The organism is Acaryochloris thomasi RCC1774 (genome assembly GCF_003231495.1).
GTDB lineage: Bacteria > Cyanobacteriota > Cyanobacteriia > Thermosynechococcales > Thermosynechococcaceae > RCC1774.
This window is the reverse complement of sequence record NZ_PQWO01000003.1, coordinates 279,316-299,668: the sequence shown is the minus strand read 5'-3', so window position 1 is coordinate 299,668 and position 20,353 is coordinate 279,316. Positions and strand designations below refer to the sequence as shown.

The window sequence follows — 20,353 nt, the reverse complement described above, 5'->3', positions numbered from 1 at the left end:
GACCGTTCTTCTGCAACGCATCAAGGGTATTGGACGCTCAATAGCCTTGATGTTGCTATTTGTGTTTTGTTGGTTTTCATTACCCTATACATCGATGTATAAAACGTCGGTGTATAAATGGGCTGACATCAAGGGCGGTGTTTTAGCCGGTCCTCTAGCAGATCGGCTCGATCAGTTTCCCAGCTGGAAATCTCGGCCGCCCCTTAAGCCTGCTCAGGGGAATTTGCAGTATCCTGACTGGTTTCAAGGTGAGTGGCAGGTGACCAGCACCCTAACGGCGCTGGAGGCTCCTTTATCGCCTGAAATTGTGACGCCGGGGTTTGCAGATCAAGAGCGATACCTTGAGCAGCCCGTGGTGTTTGATGTGCGCTTTGGTTCTGAGGACACCAGCGATGCGGCAATTGTGGCCGATCAGGCTTACAACAGCCGTAGTTTAATCACGGCCTATCTAGGAGACGGCAGTGTGCAAAACGTGACGGTTGATCCGAAGGATCCGACACGGCAGGTGACACGCTTAAGGGGAGATCGCAAGTTAACTTCGGTGATTAGCGATCGCGCCACAGAATCTAGCACAGCTGAATTCATCACAAGCGAGCTATTTCAGCAAATATTTAGCAGCGCCAGCCAAATTTACGTCAATCAGGTGGAAAACACGACTGACTACCGTCTTACCAGCATCGAGAAGCCTCAGATTGAAGCAGACCAAGTGACGGCGATTTATCTATCTCCCCAAGATCCGCAGTATTTTAAGGCGGGGAATCGACCGGTTGCGCTCTACCGCTATCATCTGATCTTGACGCTAAATGAACATCTCGTTGATTAATGTGCGGTATTGTTCTGCAACAACAGGCCGCTTGATTTTGAGGGTTTGCGTGAGTAAGCCATTCTCAATCGTGAACGGCTCCAGAATGAACTTGAACACCCCAATCCGGTCATCGGCTCGATAGCCTGGACGATTTTTGACTTCTCGCAGCAGCTCTTGGCGAAACAGCTCCTGCACCGGTTGGCTGTCTAGATCCCAAGCTTGAGCGCCCGCGGGGGCTGATGCCACTAAATCCTGCAGAACAGGAGGTAACTTCAGCGTTGCATTTTGGCTGATTGCCCACTGCTGTAGCACCTCTAGATTGGGCACAATGAGCGCCCCCAACAATCGCTGGTCTTGCCCCACCACCACAAGTTGATCGATATAGGTACTACGAGCGCAGGCGTCTTCTAGAGGCTGTGGCTCAATGTTCTCGCCATTGGAGAGCACAATCGTATCTTTCGAGCGCCCGGTGATGATTAAATCCTGCTGGTCCGTCATCCAGCCAAGGTCGCCGGTATCAAACCATCCTTCTGGATCAATGGCCTTAGCTGTAGCCTCAGGATTATGATAGTAGCCCTGCATAACCTGCGGTCCCCGTGCTAGAACCAAGCCAGTTTCTCCTAAGGGCAAAGCCTGCCGCGTTTTTAGATCTACAATCTTTAGCTCCGTTTTAGGGATCGGTCGCCCCGAGGATCGGCGCAGATTATGCCTAGGCCGTCGAGCGGTTAGTACGGGCGCTGTCTCTGTGAGGCCATAGCCTACCAGCAAATCAATGCCCACGATCTCGAAGAAGTTTTCTATATGCATGGCTAAAGAGCCGCCGCCGCTAAGGGAGTACTTGAAATTCCCACCCAGGGCTGCATTCACTTTGCCGTAGACCAGCTTCTTCCCTAGGGCATGGAGCGGTAAAGCCAATAGCGTCTGAATACGGGCCTGCAGCCGCTGACCACCAGAGGGCTTCAAATTTATGAGATCTAGCCCCTGTAGCGTACGCTGGGCCAAAATGTATCGTTGACTAGCACTGAAACATTGATTAATCAGTAGCTGTTGGATTTTAGACTGTTGGCGAAACTGCTTTTGGATGCCTTCATAGATAGATTCCCACAGTCGAGGAACGCTGCCCATGAACTGAGGCTTATAAACCTGCAGATCCTTCTTGACATGGCGGATTGAAGTGTAGATCTGAGTGCAGCCCTGGGATAAAAAGAAATAATCGACGATGCGACCAAAAACGTGCCAACTGGGCAAGATGCTGAGAACGCGATCGCCTGGTTCTGGTTGAAGCACGCTGCGAAGGTGAGTGAGTTGAAAGAGGTAATTCCCGTGACTGAGCATAACCCCTTTGGGTTGGCCTGTGGTCCCAGAGGTGTACATCAGAATAGCTAAGCGGTCTGGGCTGCCAGATACGTCTTTCAGGCCGCTAGCAGCACCCGATGTAAAAATTTGATTAAAGCTCAGCATCTTCACAGACTCTGAAGGTTCTGGCTCTTCATCAGACATGAGGCCCACAAACTTGAGAGGAAGGGAACCCAGGAAAGGTTTCAGCTTGCGCAGGGTCTTAAGATCTTCAACTAGCAGAGCCGTTGAGCCGCTATGTTCAAGGATATAGGCCAATTCCTGTGCATCAGCTTGGGAACTGCGGACCACGTTGACGGCCCCTGCCATGAGACTACCCTGATCGGCAATCAGCCAGCGAGGACTATTGTCAGCCACGATGGAGATGCGATCACCGGGTTCTACCCCGAGAGCCTGCAAACCTGCTGCAAAGCCATGAAGCTGCTGATTAAGCTCTGCAAAGGTGAGACTAACTTCGGGTTGCCGGTGCGGATCTCTAAGGGCCACCGTTTCCCCGAAATGACGAGCCGCGATGGGCCAAACATCAGCAATGGACGTAATGGCGGTGTAGTCAGCTACGCCGGGGGACAGGACCTCGCTATTAGACATATTTGTTCCTCTCTACAACCCAAGCACTCTCACAATTCTCTCTCAAAACGTGAGCGCTGTGTAAGGAGCAGCTCTTCAGTAGATATTTACAGCACTAGGCCGCAACCAACTGCCGCAAGACATGGTGCAGGATACCGCCGTTATTGTAGTACTCCACCTCATCTAAGGTATCAATCCGGCACAGGAGGTCAGTCTCTTCCGTAGAACCATCGGCACGATGAATCACTAAGGTCACTATCATTCCAGGCTGGATGCCGTTGCTGAGGCCCGTAAGGTCAAATGTTTCAGTACCATCTAGCTTCAGGGTCTTCCGGCTAACGCCGTCTGGGAACAGTAGAGGTAGAACGCCCATGCCCACCAAGTTAGAGCGGTGAATACGTTCATAGCTCTCGGCCACTACGGCCTTAACGCCCAGTAGCCGAACGCCCTTTGCTGCCCAATCCCGAGATGAACCCGTGCCGTATTCTTTACCCGCAATCACAATTAGCGGCGTGTCTTCCGCCTGATACTTCATTGCTGCATCGTATATCGACATCTGTTCACCAGCAGGCATGTATTTTGTAATACCGCCCGAGGTACCCGGTGCCATCTCATTTTTGAGCCGAATATTGGCAAAGGTCCCGCGCATCATCACTTCATGGTTGCCGCGTCGTGAACCAAAGGAGTTAAAGTCGGTGGCGCTCACCTGGTTATCGACAAGGTAACTGCCTGCGGGACTATCTTGCTTAATGGCTCCGGCAGGAGAGATGTGATCTGTAGTGATGCTGTCACCCAGCAGGGCTAGTGGTCTAGCGTCCTTAATATCGGCGGAGCTGCTCTGACTTTTGGCCCCCATCCCCTCAAAGAAGGGTGGGTTTTGGACATAGGTGCTAGAGGTATTCCAGCTATAGGTCTGGCTGTCTTCTGCTTTGATTTTTTGCCATTCTTGGTCGCCCGTAAACACATTGCTATAGCGACTGCGGAACATCTCAGGTGTGAGGGCAACCTGCAGCGTATCTCGAATCTCTTGACTCGTCGGCCAGATGTCTTTGAGATACACCGGATTGCCTTCCGTATCGTTGCCCAATGGCTCTGTGCGAAGGTCGATGGAGAAGTTCCCGGCCAGCGCATAGGCGACGACCAACGGTGGAGACGCCAGATAATTGCCGCGAGTGTGGGGACTGACTCGACCTTCAAAGTTGCGGTTTCCAGAGAGGACCGCGCAGGTAACTAGCTCCTGCTCTTCAATGGCCTTGATGATGGGAGTAGGTAGAGGGCCAGAGTTACCAATACAGGTGGTGCAGCCATAACCCACTAGGTTGAAGCCTAGGGCGTCTAGCTCTGCCTGCAGACCAGCATTCACAAGATAGTCGGTTACAACTTGACTGCCTGGAGCCAGCGAAGTCTTGACCCACGGCTTAACGGTTAAGCCTTTCTCTCGAGCTTTGCGAGCTACCAATCCTGCCCCCAACATCACGGAAGGGTTGGAGGTATTGGTGCAGCTTGTAATTGCAGCAATGACGACTGCACCATCTCTGAGCTCATAGTCGGCCCCTTCTACCGGAACTGAACGACTTTGAGAGAACTCTAGATTGCTAAATCCAGGGAAGTCCTTTGTTTTAAATTGCTCAGCTGCGTTGGAAAGCAGCACCCTATCTTGTGGGCGTTTGGGACCAGCCATTGACGGTTCCACAGTGGTTAGATCAAGCTGCAAATTCGTTGTGAAGATAGGATCAGGACTGTCGGTATTTCGCCACATGCCTTGAGCTTTGGCATAGGCTTCTACTAAAGCAACCCGATCAGGTTCTCGGCCTGTGAACTTCAGATAGTTAATTGTTTCAGCATCGATAGGAAAGAATCCACAGGTGGCTCCGTACTCGGGAGCCATGTTGCTGATGGTGGCCCGGTCGGCCAATGTTAGATGATCAAGACCGGCGCCATAAAATTCGACGAACTTTCCAACGACACCTTGCGATCGCAACATCTCCGTCACGGTCAGCACTAGATCTGTCGCCGTAGCTCCTTCAGGAAGCTGCCCAGTCAACTTCACACCCACCACTTCCGGAATCAGCATCGAGATGGGTTGGCCTAGCATGGCGGCTTCAGCCTCAATACCACCTACGCCCCAGCCCAAAACAGACAGGCCATTCACCATCGTAGTGTGGCTATCGGTGCCCACTAACGTGTCAGGGTAGGCAACGGTTTCGCCATCTACGTCCTTAATCCAAACCACTTGAGATAGATTCTCTAGGTTGACCTGATGACAAATGCCAGTCCCCGGCGGCACCACCCGGAAGTTATCAAAGGCTTGCTGACCCCAGCGTAAAAAGGCATAGCGCTCGTAGTTACGCTCAAATTCGCGCTCAACGTTTTTGGCAAAAGCATCGGCACTACCAGAAGCATCCACCATTACAGAGTGGTCAATCACCAGATCGACAGCAGAAAGGGGGTTAATGGCCTCGGGGTTACCGCCCAATGAAACCATGGCATCGCGCATGGCGGCGAGATCCACTACGGCTGGAACACCTGTAAAATCCTGCATCAGTACGCGGGCAGGGCGGTAGGCAATTTCTCGCTTGGAGGTTTGAGTTTTCAGCCAATCAGCAATGGAGCGCACATCGTCTGCCGTGACGGTGCGATTGTCTTCGTAACGCAGCAGATTCTCTAGCAGTACCTTGAGGCTATAGGGAAGGCGGCTGACATCCCCCAAGGTTTGCGCGGCGGCCGGCAAGCTATAGATTTCGTAGGTCTTGTCAGCAACGGTGAGGGTTTGTTTGGCGTTGAAGCTACTCAAGAACGGTTCTCCAATTGAGGTATATACACCCTAGCGCGTGCGCTGAAGTCTAGTCCAGCATTAGAGTCTTCGAGGTTTTAAGTAAGCAATACTGCGATTTCGAAAAATAAGCGGTGAAAGATTGAGAAAGCTAGGTTCAGTTACTCTGCCACGAAGATTGGCACCGCTAGAGTATTTAAAAATACTGAATTATTAATTTGGCTAAGCGATTTGAGAGGCCAAAGACTGGACGTAATTTGTCCTCTCATAACTGAGCTCTCAAAATCATTTAGAATTTGTAAAGAAATGTAAGCCTAGTCCACCGAGGTTTTGAGATGAGTCTGGCCGAAGCGCGCTCCGTTGAAGTGTCCTCTGAAAATGAGCAAGAGGTCTTTCAATGGACAAAGCAGTGGTACCCATTGGCTGTGACTGAGCTACTGGACCCAAAGAAACCTCATGCAGTGCAGCTTTTAGGAAAAGACTTGGTGTTGTGGCGCGATGGGGATAAGCAATGGCACTGCTTTGAAGATGCCTGCCCTCACCGTTTGGTACCTCTCTCAGAAGGTCGAGTGGAGGACGACGGCACTTTACTCTGTGCTTACCATGCTTGGCGATTTGATGGAGCCGGAAACTGCGTTAGCATCCCTCAATCAAAGGATGCAGCGACGGAAGAGAAGCACAAGGCAAACCCGAAGGCATGTGCGATCGCATATCCAACACAAGAGCGTCAGGGGCTGCTGTGGATCTGGGCTGAATCAGGCGCAGAAGCATACCTAGAAAGCCAGATGCGTGAGCCTCGCATTATTCCAGAGCTTGAAGATGATTCAGGCCGAGTTAAAAAGCTGTTCTGGTACGTTCGGGACTTGCCCTACGGCTGGGACTCTTTCATTGAGAACGTCATCGACCCTGCCCACGTCACCGTGTCCCACCACGGCATTATGGGCAAACGAGAAGATGCGCGCTACGTGGAGATGTCTCGCGTCAAAGAAGTCTCTGCCCAAGAAGGACTGTCCTTCAAGGTTGGCCCGACCCCTGACGTGATTGCGCAGACGGTCCAAGACTTTCAGCCCCCTTGTTTAGTCCACATTGGCTCGCAGTATAAAGATGGCGGCAAGTTTATTTTGGCTCTCTATGCAAGCCCCACTCGTCCGGGCTGGTGTCGCCAAGTTGGGTGTCAGGTGTTAGTCAAAAATGAAGCGGGCCAGTTGCCGTCGGGCTTGGGATTCTACGGGCTACCCATGCCACAGTGGTTAGGCCATGCCCTCACATCGCTGTTTATGCATCAAGACTTGGTGTTCTTGCACTATCAAGAAAAGATCATTGCGCGTCGGTCAGAAGAATGGCTCGATCAGGTTTATACACCAAATCCCCAAGACAAGGCGATTATCGCCTTTCGCAAGTGGCTGCAGTACAAAGCTGGAGGCGGCATTCCCTGGGCCTGTGACCCAGAGCTACCACCTGCTGAGCGCGATAAGCAGGTTTTGTTCGATGTTTGGTCAACCCATACAAAAGACTGCCAGGTCTGTCGCCAAGCGTTGAAAAATATTCAGCGGGTGACGGTGGTGGCTTACGTTGCGGCGATCATCTGCTTTGGCGTTGGGATTTTGGTGGATGCTCGGGCGATTCGTGCGACAAGTCAGCTATGGGTGATGCCGTCTGTTGGTTTTTGGGTCGCGATCGCATCCTCCATTCTCTTGGCTGGGGGGGGATATTTGCTGCAGAAATTCAGCCGTTTGTTTTACGTCTACGAATTTGAACACGCCCACAACGACTAAAGAACCAGCAAATCTCACCCTAAAAACAGCCCAGACAAATTGCCTCTACAATTGAGTTAGATAAATAGGTCAAACTGTGGGTGATAAACCGTTATTGAAGCCTCCGGGCAAATGGATTGTGGGCGGAGCCATTCTTGTGGCCTTAACAACGGCTGCCGTAGGCATCGCCCGAGTTGCTCAGCTCCAGCCAGGCGAAGAGGCCTCAGCAGAAGGTCAGCAAGCTTCTGAGACCGGTGGCCGACTTGTGACGGCTCTGGGGCGCGTAGAACCCGAAGGTGAAATCATCAAAATCGGCGCTCCCGCAGGCGAACGTATTCTGCGGATGCTGGTGCAAGACGGCCAAGAGGTGAAGCAGGGACAGGCCATTGCTTACCTAGAGAGCTACCCTGAGCAACTGGCTGAACGGGATCTCGCCAAAAGCCAGCTACAGGAAGCCAAAGCGCTGCTCGCCAGCGAACAGCAGTTAGGACAGGTACAGGTACAGGAGGCCCAAACGCGACAGGCCCAGGTGAGCCAGCCTAAGGCCGAGCAGATGCGTGCCCAAGCTGCCACCGTAGAGCGCTTAAAAGCTGAACTAACGCTGGCCCAAAAAGATTATCAACGTTTTCAGTACCTGCAGGAGCGAGGGGCAATTTCTGCCAAAGAACTCGACGATCGCGCCTTGGCCCTCCGGAGCAGACAAGAAGAGCTAAACAACGCCGCCGCCACCTTTGCTCAACTCAGACAGCAGCTCCAGACTGATTTCGCCAACGCCACCACCCAAGTGGACATGGCACGGGCCGGTACCATCAAATCCCAAGTGCAAACACAGGTTGCCTCTAGAATTCGGGAGCTAGAGGTTGCCAACGCCCGCCTTGCGCGTACCATCATTGCCGCTCCGCAAAACGGACAAATTCTTAAAGTGCTGCTGCGAGAAGGTGAAGCCGTTCCTCTCGGCGGGAGTCAGGGTGGTTCTGACGGGGATCCTACCATTGTAGAAATGGGCAACACCAGCCGCATGGTTGTGGTGGCAGAGGTCTACGAAACAGATATTCGGCACGTCAAGGTCGGTCAATCTGCAATGGTGACCAGTCCTGCCTTTGATGGTGAGCTGTATGGGGTCGTCAAGCAGGTCGGGCTACGAATTGGTAAAAATGACGTCCTCGATACGGATCCGGCTGCCAATACTGATTCTCGGGTCATTGAGGTCAAAATTGGCCTTGCCAACGGCTCACCTGTGGCACAACTGACGAACCTGCAGGTTGACGTTGTTATTCGCCCTCAGGGCTAAACATGCTCTTAATGATCTTTGCGATTCCGCTAGCTTGGCTGCAGCTCGTCCGAGAAAAAGCTCGACTCGTCATTGCTTTAGCAGGCATCGCCTTTGCTGTCATTCTGATGATGCTGCAGCTTGGCTTTCAAGACGCGCTCTTTGAATCATCTGTAACGCTACATCGGCGCTTGAAAACCGACATCGTGTTGATTAATCCCCAATCAACGGCATTGATTGCCATGAAGAGCTTTGCCCGTAGTCGCCTTTACCAAGCTCAGGGGATCGCCGGGGTTGAGTCTGTGATCCCTATTTACTTAGACTTTGGCTTTTGGAAAAATCCTGAGACCCGTGAGACCCGGCAAATTTTGGCCCTTGCGTTTGATCCAGATGTATCTGTGTTAGACCTGCCAGAGGTAGAAGCCCTGCAGAATAAGGTCAAAGTCCCAGACGTCGTTCTATTTGATCAGGCCTCACGGGAAGAGTTTGGGCCGATCGCCGCTGAGTTTAGGCAGGGGAAGCGGGTCACAACCGAGGTCTCTAGTCGTGAAGTTCGGGTGGGGGGATTATTTACGCTGGGAGCCTCCTTTGCTGCCGACGGTAATTTGATCACCAGCGATCTCAATTTTCTGCGGATTTTTGATCAGCGTCCTCCAGGGCTCATTGATGTGGGCCTTATTCGGACGCAGCCAGAAGCGGATATTGAGAGCGTGATTCAGCGGCTACAAACAACCCTTCCCGATGATGTCATTGTTCTTTCTAAGGAGGGTTTTACTGAATTTGAGCAGGCTTATTGGCGCAGCAGCACCGCCATTGGCTTTATTTTTACCCTCGGGACGATGATGGGCTTTATTGTGGGCATCGTGATTGTGTACCAGATTTTATACACTGATGTTTCGAACCACCTGCCAGAATATGCAACTCTCAAAGCAATGGGATACAAAAGCACATTCCTGTTTTCTGTGGTGATACAGGAAGCGTTAATTCTGTCCGTACTAGGCTACCTGCCGGGGTTTGGCCTGTCTTGGCTGCTCTATGGCCTGACGCGCAGTGCCACAGCTCTACCACTCACAATGGTGACCAGTCGCGCTTTACTGGTCTTTACTCTAACCTTAGTAATGTGTTTGTTGTCAGGTGCGATCGCAATGCGAAAAGTCCAGGCTGCTGACCCTGCGGATATCTTCTAGCTCACCCATGATCTCTGAACCCGTGATCGCCATTGATAACGTCAACCATTCTTTCGGCAAAGGACGACTCCGCAAGCAGATTCTGTTTGAGATCTGTGCTGAAATTCATGCGGGCGAAGTGGTGATCATGACTGGCCCCTCAGGATCGGGAAAAACCACGCTGCTGACGCTGATGGGAGCACTGCGCTCCACTCAAGAAGGCAGCCTCAAAGTTCTAGGACAAGAGCTACAGCGCACCGGAACAAATAAGTTAGTCAAGGTGCGCCGCAACATTGGCTATATTTTTCAGTCCCACAATCTGCTGCATTCGTTAACGGCGCGTCAGAACGTCCAGATGTCTTTAGATTTGCATCCCGAGATTTCAGGAACGCAAGCAGTGCAGCAAAGCTCCGAAATGCTGGAAGCTGTGGGGCTAAAGGACTGGAGAGATTATTTCCCGCAGGAGCTATCGGGGGGACAGAAGCAACGGGTTGCCATAGCCCGTGCCCTCGTCAGCCAACCCAAGATCGTCCTCGCCGATGAACCCACCGCAGCCTTAGATAAACACACAGGCCGAGATGTCGTGGAACTGATGCAAAAGCTAGCCAAGCAGCAGGGCTGCACCATCATCATCGTCACCCATGACAACCGAATTTTAGACGTGGCCGATCGCCTGATCCACATGGAAGACGGTCGCCTACGTTCCGTTGAAAAGGCAATTGTCTGAAGAGTGATTTGGGGAACCTTCACGCGGACAGCTCAATTCTGTACAATAGCGGCTTACAGATAAATCTAAATCGCCAGCGGCGTGAAAGAGGTTGCTGCCTCCTTGCCAGCTCAGCCTTACTGAACACACACTACAGACTTAAATCATGCCTAAGGTTCTCGTTTCCGATCCCATTGACCCCGTCGGTATTGAACTGCTGGGTCAAGTGGCCCAAGTCGATGTTCAAACTGACCTCACCCCCGAACAACTGATTCAGGTCATTCCCAACTACGATGCTCTGATGATCCGTTCGGGAACTAAAGTCACCCCCGAAGTTATTGAAGCCGGTAAGCTCCTCAAAATTATTGGTCGGGCCGGGGTTGGCGTCGATAACGTTGATATTCCCTCCGCCACCCGCAAGGGAATTGTGGTGGTCAACTCCCCTGAAGGCAACACCATTGCTGCGGCTGAACACGCACTTACCATGATGCTGGCCCTCTCTCGCCACGTCCCCAAGGCCAACGTCTCCCTCAAAGCAGGCAAGTGGGAACGCAAAAAGTTCACGGGTGTTGAAGTTTACAAAAAAACGCTCGGCATTGTGGGCCTCGGTAAAATTGGCTCCCATGTGGCGAAGGTCGCACGGGCCATGGGCATGCAGTTGCTCGCCTACGATCCGTTTTTATCCCAAGAGCGAGCGGAGCAGCTAGGCTGCAAACTGGTGGAGCTGGATTTTCTGTTTAGCGAAGCCGATTACATCACTCTTCACATCCCTAAAACGCCAGAGACTTACCACCTCATTAACGCTGAGACCCTGGCAAAGATGAAGTCCACCGCCCGGATCGTCAACTGTGCCCGAGGCGGCATTATTGATGAAGCCGCTTTGGCAAAGGCTATAGATGAGGGGCAAATCGCAGGAGCAGCCTTAGATGTATTTGAGAACGAACCCCTCGGCGAATCTCCTCTCTCTGCGGTAGAAGGCGATCTAATTCTGACTCCCCACTTGGGTGCTTCCACCGAAGAAGCGCAAACTAATGTGGCAGTAGACGTAGCCGAGCAAATTCGAGACGTGCTGTTGGGGCTACCGGCCCGCTCCGCCGTCAATATTCCTGGACTGCGGCCCGAGGTTCTAGAGAAGCTACAGCCTTATATGCTGCTGGCTGAGACTCTCGGTAACCTAGTGGGGCAACTGGCTGGAGGTCGCATCGAGTCCCTCGATATCCGCCTGCAGGGCGAGTTGGCAAACAACGAAAGCGATCCGATTGTGATTGCGGCACTGAAGGGGCTTCTGTCTCCGGCCCTGCAGGAGCGCGTCAACTACGTCAACGCTGGCATTGAAGCAAAAGAGCGCGGCATTCGAGTGATTGAAACCCGTGATGCGGCGGCCCGAGACTATGCTGGCTCCATTCACCTTGAGGCCAAGGGACCGCTGGAAACGCGATCGGTCACGGGGGCATTGCTGGGCGACAACGAGATTCGGATTACAGATATTGATGACTTCCCGGTTAACGTCGCCCCGGCCAACCATATGCTGATTACCCTGCACCGAGATATGCCGGGGATTATCGGCCAGATCGGTTCCCAACTGGGGGGCTTCAACGTCAATATTGCCAGTATGCAGGTGGGCCGCAAGATGGTGCGCGGTGATGCGGTCATGGTCCTCAGCTTAGATGATCTGCCTCCAGAGGGTGTCGTTGCAGAAATCAATAAAACTGAGGGCATTCGTGATTCTTACATCGTGACGCTCCAGTGACGCAATGGTGGGAAATCTCGGTCACGGCTGATCCGCTTCTAGACGACCCAATTTGCTGGCGGTTGCAAGAGCAAGGCTGCTTAGGCACTGCCAGCCAACAAACGGATCAGTCCTTTATGGTGCGGGGCTACCTACCCGAGAGTCAGGCTCCTGATCTAGAACAGATTGCCGCTATGCTGCGTCAGGATGTGGCAGAGATGGGGTGTGGCGACTTGACCGTAACCTGGCAGATTGTCCCGGAGGAGGACTGGGCCAAAAGCTGGAAAGCCCACTGGCACCCAGAAGAGATCGGTGATCGTTTGCTGATCCATCCCGCGTGGTTACCGCTGCCAGACACAGATCGACTGGTGGTAACGCTCAACCCAGGCGTGGCTTTTGGAACTGGCGCTCATGCCACGACGCAGCTCTGCTTAAGGGCATTGGAGTCACAGTCGGCAGAAACCCTGGCCGATCTTGGGTGTGGCTCAGGCATCTTATCGATCGCGGCGGCTCTGCTGGGCGTGCAGCGAGTGTATGGTGTCGATACCGATCCGCTGGCCGTCGATGCCGCACGGGAAAGTCGTAACCTTAATGGCATAGCTGCCGATCGCATTCAGTTTGATCTCGGCAGTATTGAGCAGGTGATTGCGACAGATCAGCTTGTCGATGGCTTTGTCTGCAATATTTTGGCAGAGGTGATTGTGCAGCTCATGCCTCAGTTTAGGTCTATTGTGCGGCCCGGTGCCTGGGGACTCTTGAGCGGCCTTTTGGTGAGTCAAGCCGCAATGATTACCGATGCTCTATCTGAACACGGCTGGCAGGTTATGGAGATGACACAGCAAGAGGACTGGTGCTGCCTTCAGATTCGCTAGTCTTTAGCAGTGCAGCATTCTATGAATCTGATAAATGCTGAATGGTTTGCAGAGCGGTGACAAAAGCAGCCGTTGCGGCCTCATCCCAACTGCCTTCAGCGCGACGCCCGTGGTGCAGCATAAAGCTGAGCTGAAACTTCGGGGGATAGCCGTGAACCTGTATCCAGAGCAGATCGCTTGTGGCTTCGCAGGCAATGGCCTCTGAGTCCATCAGTTCTGACTGCATCTGCGCGAGGGTTTCCAGTAGCTCCGATAATAACCGGCTGAAGTCATCAAACTCAGGCCCCGTCAATTCGACAGCCCAATCATTAGCCCCGACTAAGGCGCGAAAGTCGTTTGCGTCAGGATTCCAGCCCAGCCGCCAGCCCTCTCCCTGCTGCAGTTGTTGAGGCACTTACTGCGGCAGCAGGAGGCGAGATGCGCCTGTGGGTTGAGGAGAAGTGGCAGGAGGCGTGACCCGCAACAGATCTGCATCTTGAGACGGCTGTGGGCGAGGTTGCGGCGCAGCGTTTTCTGATGTGGCAGGAGCTGGAGGCGATTCGGCGGGGGCAGTCACGGTCCCTGCTGTATGGAGATCCACGAGCGCCTGAATGAGATCCGCGCGCTGCTGGCGATTGAAGGACTGAATGATGGCTTGGTCCTGCTCCATCGGACTAGATTTAAGATAGGCATGGCCGGGATACTTTTTCTCAACGAGGTATTCGTTGAGGCCCAGGTAATCAGCAAACGTAAACTTCCAGTCTAGGCGGAACTGCGGTGATCGTCCCTTGGTGAGGGTGTGGTATTCGATCAGTCGGCTCACCAATGTGCTGCTTTCGACAGCTTTACGGCTGCGCTTACGGATATATTGATTTTCCAGCGGCAGCTCAGGCTGCTGTTGATATACCTGAGCTGCGACTTCTCTAGGATCAATTCGTTGAGCAGCGGCAGAGTCGATGGAAAGTAATGATCGATGGCCGGTCCCTAGAATAATAGTGAGAGTCGTTGCGATCGCAACCCCAATAAACCACCATTTTTTCATTGCTATTCGCCGATAATCTCAGGCTGCGTCAGTTCATCTGCCATCTCTACAATGGTCTGCATCACAGTTTTAAGACCCGAATCTTCAAAATCTTCTAGATGCTCTCGTCGTCGCCGCTTCTTCGCACGGGTTGCAACCTGAACCGTAATTTTGTACCGATTTGATGCGCCTCCGATTAGCTCTTCGGCCCGACGCATGATGTGGGTCGTATCAATACTGTTGCGCTTTTGCATTAGGGTGCTTCGTGAGACATTAAAGAGAGTTATGCATTAATAGTCTACCAACAACACACCAAATTTTGTGTGATGGAGCTGTTTGCATCAGTCCTAACTCACCGCTCCACAGCAGCACAACCAGCATGAACGCATCCTTACTCATCAACGAAAACCACCGCATTCAAACCCAGCAGCTCGACGTTCCCCCGCGCCTTCTTCTGGGCCCAGGACCATCCAACGCCCATCCTCGCGTTCTCCAGGCTTTGGGCATGCGCCAGATCGGCCATCTTGACCCTCAATTCATCGAGCTGATGAATGAAATCCAAAGTCTCCTTAAATATGCGTGGCAAACCGATAACCCCTTGACCATTCCCGTGAGCGCCACCGGCAGCGCCGCCATGGAGGGCACGCTTGCCAACACAATCGAAGCAGGGGATGTGGTCCTGGTCGGCATCAACGGATACTTCGGTCATCGCTTAGTTGATATGGCCGGTCGCTACGGAGCCGACGTTCGCAAGCTCACAAAACCCTGGGGAGAAGTCTTCAATCTTGATGAGCTTAGAGCAGGACTGGAAGAACACCGTCCCGCCATCTTGGCCCTAGTCCACGCCGAAACCTCCACCGGAGCCTGTCAGCCTCTCGAAGACGTGGGTGACCTCTGCCGTGAGTACGATTGTCTACTGCTCGCAGATACGGTCACGAGCCTAGGCGGTGTTCCCCTCTTACTAGACGAATGGGGCGTTGATATGGCCTATAGCGGCAGTCAAAAGTGCCTAAGCTGTCCTCCCGGCATTGCCCCGTTCACCCTCGGCCCCCGTGCCGTGAACAAGCTATCTCAACGAAAAACACCAGTGCCGAACTGGTATCTCGACATGGCCCTGGTGGCCCAGTATTGGGGAACAGAGCGCACCTACCATCACACCGCTCCCATCAACATGAACTATGCGCTTCGGGAGGCCCTCCGGCTAGTCGCAGATGAAGGATTAGAGGCCCGATGGGCCAGACACCGCCACACAGCAGAGCTATTCTGGGAAGGGCTAGCAGAGATGGGTATCAAATGTCACGTTGAGGCTCAATATCGTCTGCCGTCGCTGACAACGGTGTGCATTCCAGAAGGTATTGATGGCAAAGCCGTCACCCGTCAGCTTCTAGCAAATTACAATATTGAGATCGGCAACGGCCTAGGTGAACTCGCAGGTAAAGCCTGGCGCGTCGGCCTCATGGGCTTCAACAGTCGCCCTGAGAATGTGACGCTGTTGCTCACGGCCCTAAAAGAAGTTTTGGCCAAGGAAGGTTACAGCGCTTCCTAGGAATTCTGCTCTATCTCGCAACCTTGACCTAGAGGTAGAAAAGCACCATCGGTTCAAAAAACGATGGTGCTTTCAAGGCAACTTGAACCCAGCTCAGCATTCACGCACAGTCATGCATATTGCAGAGCCGTCGTCGGGCAAACGACCGGTTCAAGGTATGACTGATTGGCCCTCAATAACTGGGTTGCTTTCTCTTGAGTGACGGGTCTCGAGAAGAGGTATCCTTGTCCCTTGCTACAGGAAAGTTGCCGTAGTCGATCACACTGTTCATTGGTTTCAATCCCCTCAGCAACGACACTCAAGCCCAAATCGGTGGACAAGTTAATAATCGCCTGCACAATCGACCAGTGGTTCTGTTGGCGAGCGGCCTGTAGCAAAAAGGAACGATCCACCTTCAGCGTATCGAGCGGAAATGAATGCAGTCTACTGAGCGAAGAATACCCAGTACCAAAGTCATCAATGCTCAATTTGCATCCCAAAGCTCGCAGATGCTCTAAGCTGCTCACCACCGTTTGCGTATTGGTCAGAATGATATCTTCAGTAATTTCTAGCTGTAGATGGTGCGGCGATAGACCACTACGGTGCAGAGCCTGCTGCGTTTGCTCGATAAAAGATTTTTGAGCCAAGCGGCGACCCGATACATTAACGCTCACCGTTCCTAGTTGTTGACTGAGCCCTTGCGTATTCCACCACTGAAACTGCTGACAGGCTGATTGCAGCACCCAAGTATCGATCTCAGCAATTAAATCGGTTCGTTCCGCGACGGGCATGAACTCTCCAGGTACCAGAAGACCTCGCCGAGGATGCTTCCAACGCACTAACGCTTCAAAACCACAGATCTTTCCGGTCTTTAAACGCACAATGGGCTGATAGAACAAACAGAGTTCCTGTTGAGCAACCGCACGTCGCAGCTCTGCCTCAAGCTCAAACTCCAGCATTGCCTTGGCCTGCGCACGGTGATCAAAGACAGCGTATCGAGCTTTCCCTTCCTGCTTGGCTCGGTACATCGCAATATCAGCGTCTCGAAGCAAGCTTTCGATATCAGGATAGGCTGTTTTCGTGAGCTGATTTTGGCTAGAGACAATGCCAATACTGCCACTGATGAGACAATCATGTCCTTGCAAAGTATAAGGCTGAGATAATTGCCCTAAGATGCGCTCTGCGATGCGAATGGCGTCCCCAACCTCAGTGATATCTTCCAGAATGATGGCAAATTCATCACCACCCAATCGAGCCAGCGTATCCTCTGGCCGAATACAGTGTTGCAGTTGATGACTCACATGAACCAGCAACTGATCGCCCGCAGAGTGACCTAGCGTATCGTTTACCTGCTTGAAGTGATCAAGGTCGATAAACATCACCATAAACGGACGATCACAATGACGATGAGCACGGGCTAAGGTTTGACGCAGACGCTCCATAAACAATGCCCGATTGGCAAGATGCGTCAGCGAATCACTGTAGGCTAATTGCTGTAGAGTTACCTCTGATTCCTTTTGCTGAGTCACGTCTCGTAAAGAAGCAAGATAGGCTTTCTTCCCCTCCCAGGTCAGCTCCACCACACGTAGTTCAGCATTTTTGGATTTTTCAGGGGATCCTGGGATTTCCACCTCAACCATATGATTGGGGACCAAGGGAACCCCAAAGCACTCTTGAACCATCTCAGAGGCAGGCTGTCCTAGAAGCTTGGCCGCGGCCGCGTTAGCAAATTGAATAGTGCCGTTCTCATCCAAGATCAGGATGCCGTCTATATTCCGCTCAATTAGGTTGCGCAGCTCGTGATCGCTCCGTCGTAATGCTTGATTTTGGGATTCAATCTGCGTATGCAAATGATGTCGTTCAATTGCGTACCGAATCGTTCGCCCTAATAAATTGCAGTCGAAGTTTCCTTTTGTGAGATAGTCTTGAGCACCTTCTCGGAGTGCACAGACCGCTAACGACTCATCTTGCAGCCCAGTCAAGATAACAATTGGTATATCTCGACAGTGGTCATAGAGTCTTCGAAAAGTGGGAAGCCCCTCCCCGCCATCTTGCAAGAACAAGTCTAATAAAACAACATCGACATCATCCTGCTTTAAGCAGCTCAAGCCCTCTGACAGACTATGAGCCGCTTGAAGTTCAAACCGAAGCTGTGGGTGGCCAGACAAGTACGTCGACAGGAGCTTAATATCGACGGGGTCGTCATCAATTACTAGAAGCTTAATAGAACCTGTAGGCATAACTCAATGTCAGACGCTGTAGGTATCGGCAAATTAGGAAATTAAATTCTACGATCTAACATCCATGCTTTATTTAGCCCGCCTCAACGATAAAACGATCATTTCTCCAACAAGAATATATTTTATTTAGGAAGAAAATCTACCCAACAAATACATAGCACTTATTTGCCGTTACGAGGTCAAAGAAAATGTATAAGAACATGCTTGAAAAGTATGAGAACACGTATAAGAAACTTGTTGGATAAAGAATAAAGGAATAAATTGATAAGGTGAGACAGGTTAAATTAGCACAAGCTTTCAAAGCTTCTCTCATTAGCTCAAGAGAGTCATCGGGCCTTAGTCTCGATAGTTGAAATTACCTGGAGTCGAAAAAGAATCTGCCATCGCAGATTCAAGCTAAGAGGTAACGCTGCTTCGCATTCCATTGATGTGGGTGTGAAAATACATCTCGGCGAGAGATCGTAATCGTGACTCTATTTGGAGCTGAAAAGATGCACCGCCGCAAAGCTATAGGAAAATTGTAACTTGGTTAAACGTGCTACAGCATCTATTCGCAGAAGCAACTATACCCATTAGCCCGACAGTATAGTGCGCAAAAGAGTAGGAGATTTAGCACACAAAGCTCCACCGTTCTTCTAGGAGCGCAGAAATCATAGAGGGTTAGAAAGTAGTTCCAGCATTACGACCATCTTGTACAGATGCAGCCCTTATCAATCAATGAGCAGAAGGTTCACTAAAGAGCTGACTCATTCTATCTAATTCACCCTGATTCATATAGGAAAAGTTGCCAGAAAGGATGCCATTGATGTTGCGAAGCGGCTTACCGATATGGGCGCCGCTTCCATCAATCCGAAACTCCCGAATATCCTTCACATGCATGGAACCTCGCATTTTCAGCACCGTCATCCCGCGACGCATCTCACCGAACATCTCCACATACCGCAACAAAATAATGGAGTCCGTAATGGTAGAAATATGTGCCTCTGTTACCGAGGTGCCTCCTAACAAATTGGCGGTGGTCGCAGTGAATAAACCAGCGGTCTTCTGGGCCTTGATAAACGAAGTCAGGCTAATCACGAACTCTCTAAAGCCTTTTTCCGTCGAAACCCGTTCCAGTGCAGAAAGACTATCAACGGCGACACGATTGGGTTTATAAGCCTCCATGACTTCTTTCATCCGGATCAGGTGATCTTCTAATCCAGTCGATTCAGGGTAGCGGCAAACTATTTTCAGCAGACCGGCTTCTTCCATTGCATCAAAATCGACGCCCCAGCCGGTTGCATTACGATTAAGCTGATCGCGACTTTCTTCAAAGGCAAATAACAGGCAGCGCTCGTCATTTTTGAAGCCGCCATCCAAAAACTGAGTCACCAGGAGTGTTTTACCGGTGCCTGTTGGTCCTGACACCAAAATCACCGAATCTTGGAAAAAGCCACCGTTGCACAGGTCATCTAACTCCAATATCCCTGACGTAATCCTCTCATCAGTAGACGTTTGGGTCAGCTCCATCGCAGATAGTGGAATTACGATCAGTCCTTCATCTGGCAAAATTGTGAACGGATACTCACCTTTTTGGTGAGAGGTGCCTCGAAACTTTAGAATCTCTACCGTTCGGCGTCTTTTTTCGGCTTCGAGGGCATTGCGAAGAATAATCACGTCATCCGTCACAAATTCTTCGACGCCAAAACGAGCCACTTCACCATGTTCAGCGGCACGCTCAGCAGTGACGATAGTTGTAACTCCTAGCTCACCTAACGCAAGCGCCAATCGAAAGAGTTCCTCGCGCACTAAAGCTTGATCGGGAATTCGATTAAAAATTGAGCCGAGGGAGTCAAGCACCACTCGTTTCGCCTTGATACTACGAATGGCATACTCAATACGGGCCAGCAGCGGCCCCATGTCATACTCGCCCGTCACCGTTGGTGGTTGATGAGGCTGAGGGGACACATCCACAAACGCCCATTTCTGCTCTGATTCCCATTGCGCAATCGTCCAGCCAAATCCACGCATATTTTTGCGGATCGCCTTGGGCGGTTCTTCGAACGTGATAAACACCCCTGGCTGGTCGCAGTGCACGATGCCTGCAGCCAGAAACTGGGCCGCTAACACTGTTTTTCCGCTGCCTGCGGTCCCAGAGAGTAATGTCACTCGTCCTTGAGGCAGGCCGCCCTCTGCAATAAGGTCTAAACCAGGGATAGCCGTGTGTAGTTTTTCTACACATTCATCAGCCTGGATGTCTGCAAACTTTTGATTGGAACTCATAAACGCCAAATAATTGTAGGAACTTCTGTTGCTAGATTATTGGGGGTGCACGTTCAAACCGACCAATACTTGCTCTTGATCAGATAGATCGCCAATGAGGCGTCTTAGAGGTGGAGGGAGCTGCTTGATCAAAGTAGGCGTTACCAATATCTTTTCTTGCTCTGCTAGGTAAGGTTGCTCAAGCACGTCGATAATTTTGATTTGATACTGGTCTGGAAATTGTGAGTCACATATTTGTGAAAGGTTTGCAATCGCCCTTTCTCCCTTTGGGGTCCGTCCAGTAATATAAAGCGTTAGCAGAATCTTGCTCATGGAAGACACTCGGGAT

16 protein-coding genes are annotated in these 20,353 nt (G+C 51.6%); 8 read left to right on the top strand and 8 right to left on the bottom strand.

Features of this window, described 5'->3' with window-relative positions; translation table 11 throughout:
* The first annotated feature begins 94 nt into the window (after positions 1-94).
* Positions 95-823 carry a DUF6816 family protein gene (locus tag C1752_RS06945; protein ID WP_110985466.1) on the top strand — a complete coding sequence of 243 codons (729 nt, stop codon included), beginning with the start codon at positions 95-97 and terminating at the stop codon, positions 821-823.
* On the opposite strand, the gene C1752_RS06940 is transcribed toward C1752_RS06945, so the two are convergent.
* Together C1752_RS06940 and acnA are read right to left on the bottom strand one after the other, a co-directional pair.
* Positions 800-2,749, bottom strand: coding sequence for an AMP-dependent synthetase/ligase (locus tag C1752_RS06940; RefSeq protein WP_110985322.1), 1,950 nt, complete (start codon positions 2,747-2,749; stop codon positions 800-802). The genes C1752_RS06945 and C1752_RS06940 overlap by 24 nt on opposite strands.
* A gap of 94 nt (positions 2,750-2,843) precedes the next feature.
* Positions 2,844-5,522 carry an aconitate hydratase AcnA gene (gene acnA, locus C1752_RS06935; RefSeq protein WP_110985321.1) on the bottom strand — a complete coding sequence of 893 codons (2,679 nt, stop codon included), beginning with the start codon at positions 5,520-5,522 and terminating at the stop codon, positions 2,844-2,846.
* Positions 5,523-5,836: 314 nt separating this feature from the next.
* Between acnA and C1752_RS06930 the strand changes: the two genes are divergently transcribed.
* The 6 genes from C1752_RS06930 to prmA all read left to right on the top strand — a co-directional run bounded on the left by C1752_RS06930 (position 5,837) and on the right by prmA (position 12,998).
* Positions 5,837-7,276 carry an aromatic ring-hydroxylating dioxygenase subunit alpha gene (locus tag C1752_RS06930; protein ID WP_110985320.1) on the top strand — a complete coding sequence of 480 codons (1,440 nt, stop codon included), beginning with the start codon at positions 5,837-5,839 and terminating at the stop codon, positions 7,274-7,276.
* Positions 7,277-7,352: 76 nt separating this feature from the next.
* Positions 7,353-8,546: an efflux RND transporter periplasmic adaptor subunit gene (locus C1752_RS06925; protein WP_110985319.1), complete on the top strand. Its 1,194-nt coding sequence runs from the start codon at positions 7,353-7,355 to the stop codon at positions 8,544-8,546.
* Between the two features lie 11 nt (positions 8,547-8,557).
* Complete coding sequence (gene devC / locus C1752_RS06920; protein ID WP_110985465.1) at positions 8,558-9,712, top strand: ABC transporter permease DevC; 1,155 nt, start codon at positions 8,558-8,560, stop codon at positions 9,710-9,712.
* A gap of 7 nt (positions 9,713-9,719) precedes the next feature.
* A complete protein-coding gene (locus C1752_RS06915; RefSeq protein WP_110985318.1) occupies positions 9,720-10,418 on the top strand; it encodes a DevA family ABC transporter ATP-binding protein in 699 nt (232 codons plus the stop codon).
* Between the two features lie 145 nt (positions 10,419-10,563).
* A complete protein-coding gene (serA, locus tag C1752_RS06910; RefSeq protein WP_110985317.1) occupies positions 10,564-12,147 on the top strand; it encodes a phosphoglycerate dehydrogenase in 1,584 nt (527 codons plus the stop codon).
* On the top strand, positions 12,144-12,998 hold the full coding sequence (gene prmA / locus C1752_RS06905) for a 50S ribosomal protein L11 methyltransferase (RefSeq protein WP_110985316.1): 855 nt from the start codon (positions 12,144-12,146) through the stop codon (positions 12,996-12,998). The genes serA and prmA overlap by 4 nt, the downstream gene beginning before the upstream one ends.
* A 19-nt stretch (positions 12,999-13,017) precedes the next feature.
* Here prmA and C1752_RS06900 read toward each other — a convergent pair whose 3' ends face one another.
* The 3 genes from C1752_RS06900 to C1752_RS06890 are packed head-to-tail and all read right to left on the bottom strand — an operon-like array spanning position 13,018 to position 14,252.
* A complete protein-coding gene (locus tag C1752_RS06900) occupies positions 13,018-13,392 on the bottom strand; it encodes a DUF1818 family protein (RefSeq protein WP_110985315.1) in 375 nt (124 codons plus the stop codon).
* Entirely contained in the window at positions 13,393-14,019 is a 627-nt protein-coding gene (locus C1752_RS06895; protein ID WP_110985314.1) for a hypothetical protein, read from the bottom strand.
* Between the two features lie 2 nt (positions 14,020-14,021).
* A complete protein-coding gene (locus C1752_RS06890) occupies positions 14,022-14,252 on the bottom strand; it encodes a DNA-directed RNA polymerase subunit omega (protein WP_110985313.1) in 231 nt (76 codons plus the stop codon).
* A gap of 125 nt (positions 14,253-14,377) precedes the next feature.
* Here C1752_RS06890 and C1752_RS06885 point away from each other — a divergent pair, with 125 nt between their 5' ends.
* Positions 14,378-15,544, top strand: a complete 1,167-nt coding sequence (locus C1752_RS06885; RefSeq protein WP_110985312.1) for a pyridoxal-phosphate-dependent aminotransferase family protein — start codon at positions 14,378-14,380, stop codon at positions 15,542-15,544.
* A gap of 110 nt (positions 15,545-15,654) precedes the next feature.
* On the opposite strand, the gene C1752_RS06880 is transcribed toward C1752_RS06885, so the two are convergent.
* The 3 genes from C1752_RS06880 to C1752_RS06870 all read right to left on the bottom strand — a co-directional run bounded on the left by C1752_RS06880 (position 15,655) and on the right by C1752_RS06870 (position 20,337).
* The gene (locus C1752_RS06880) at positions 15,655-17,763 is read right to left on the bottom strand and encodes an EAL domain-containing protein (protein ID WP_110985311.1); all 2,109 of its coding nucleotides are present in this window, start codon (positions 17,761-17,763) and stop codon (positions 15,655-15,657) included.
* A gap of 714 nt (positions 17,764-18,477) precedes the next feature.
* Complete coding sequence (kaiC, locus tag C1752_RS06875; RefSeq protein WP_110985310.1) at positions 18,478-20,025, bottom strand: circadian clock protein KaiC; 1,548 nt, start codon at positions 20,023-20,025, stop codon at positions 18,478-18,480.
* Positions 20,026-20,061: 36 nt separating this feature from the next.
* Positions 20,062-20,337, bottom strand: coding sequence for a circadian clock KaiB family protein (locus tag C1752_RS06870; protein ID WP_110985309.1), 276 nt, complete (start codon positions 20,335-20,337; stop codon positions 20,062-20,064).
* Positions 20,338-20,353 lie beyond the last annotated feature (16 nt).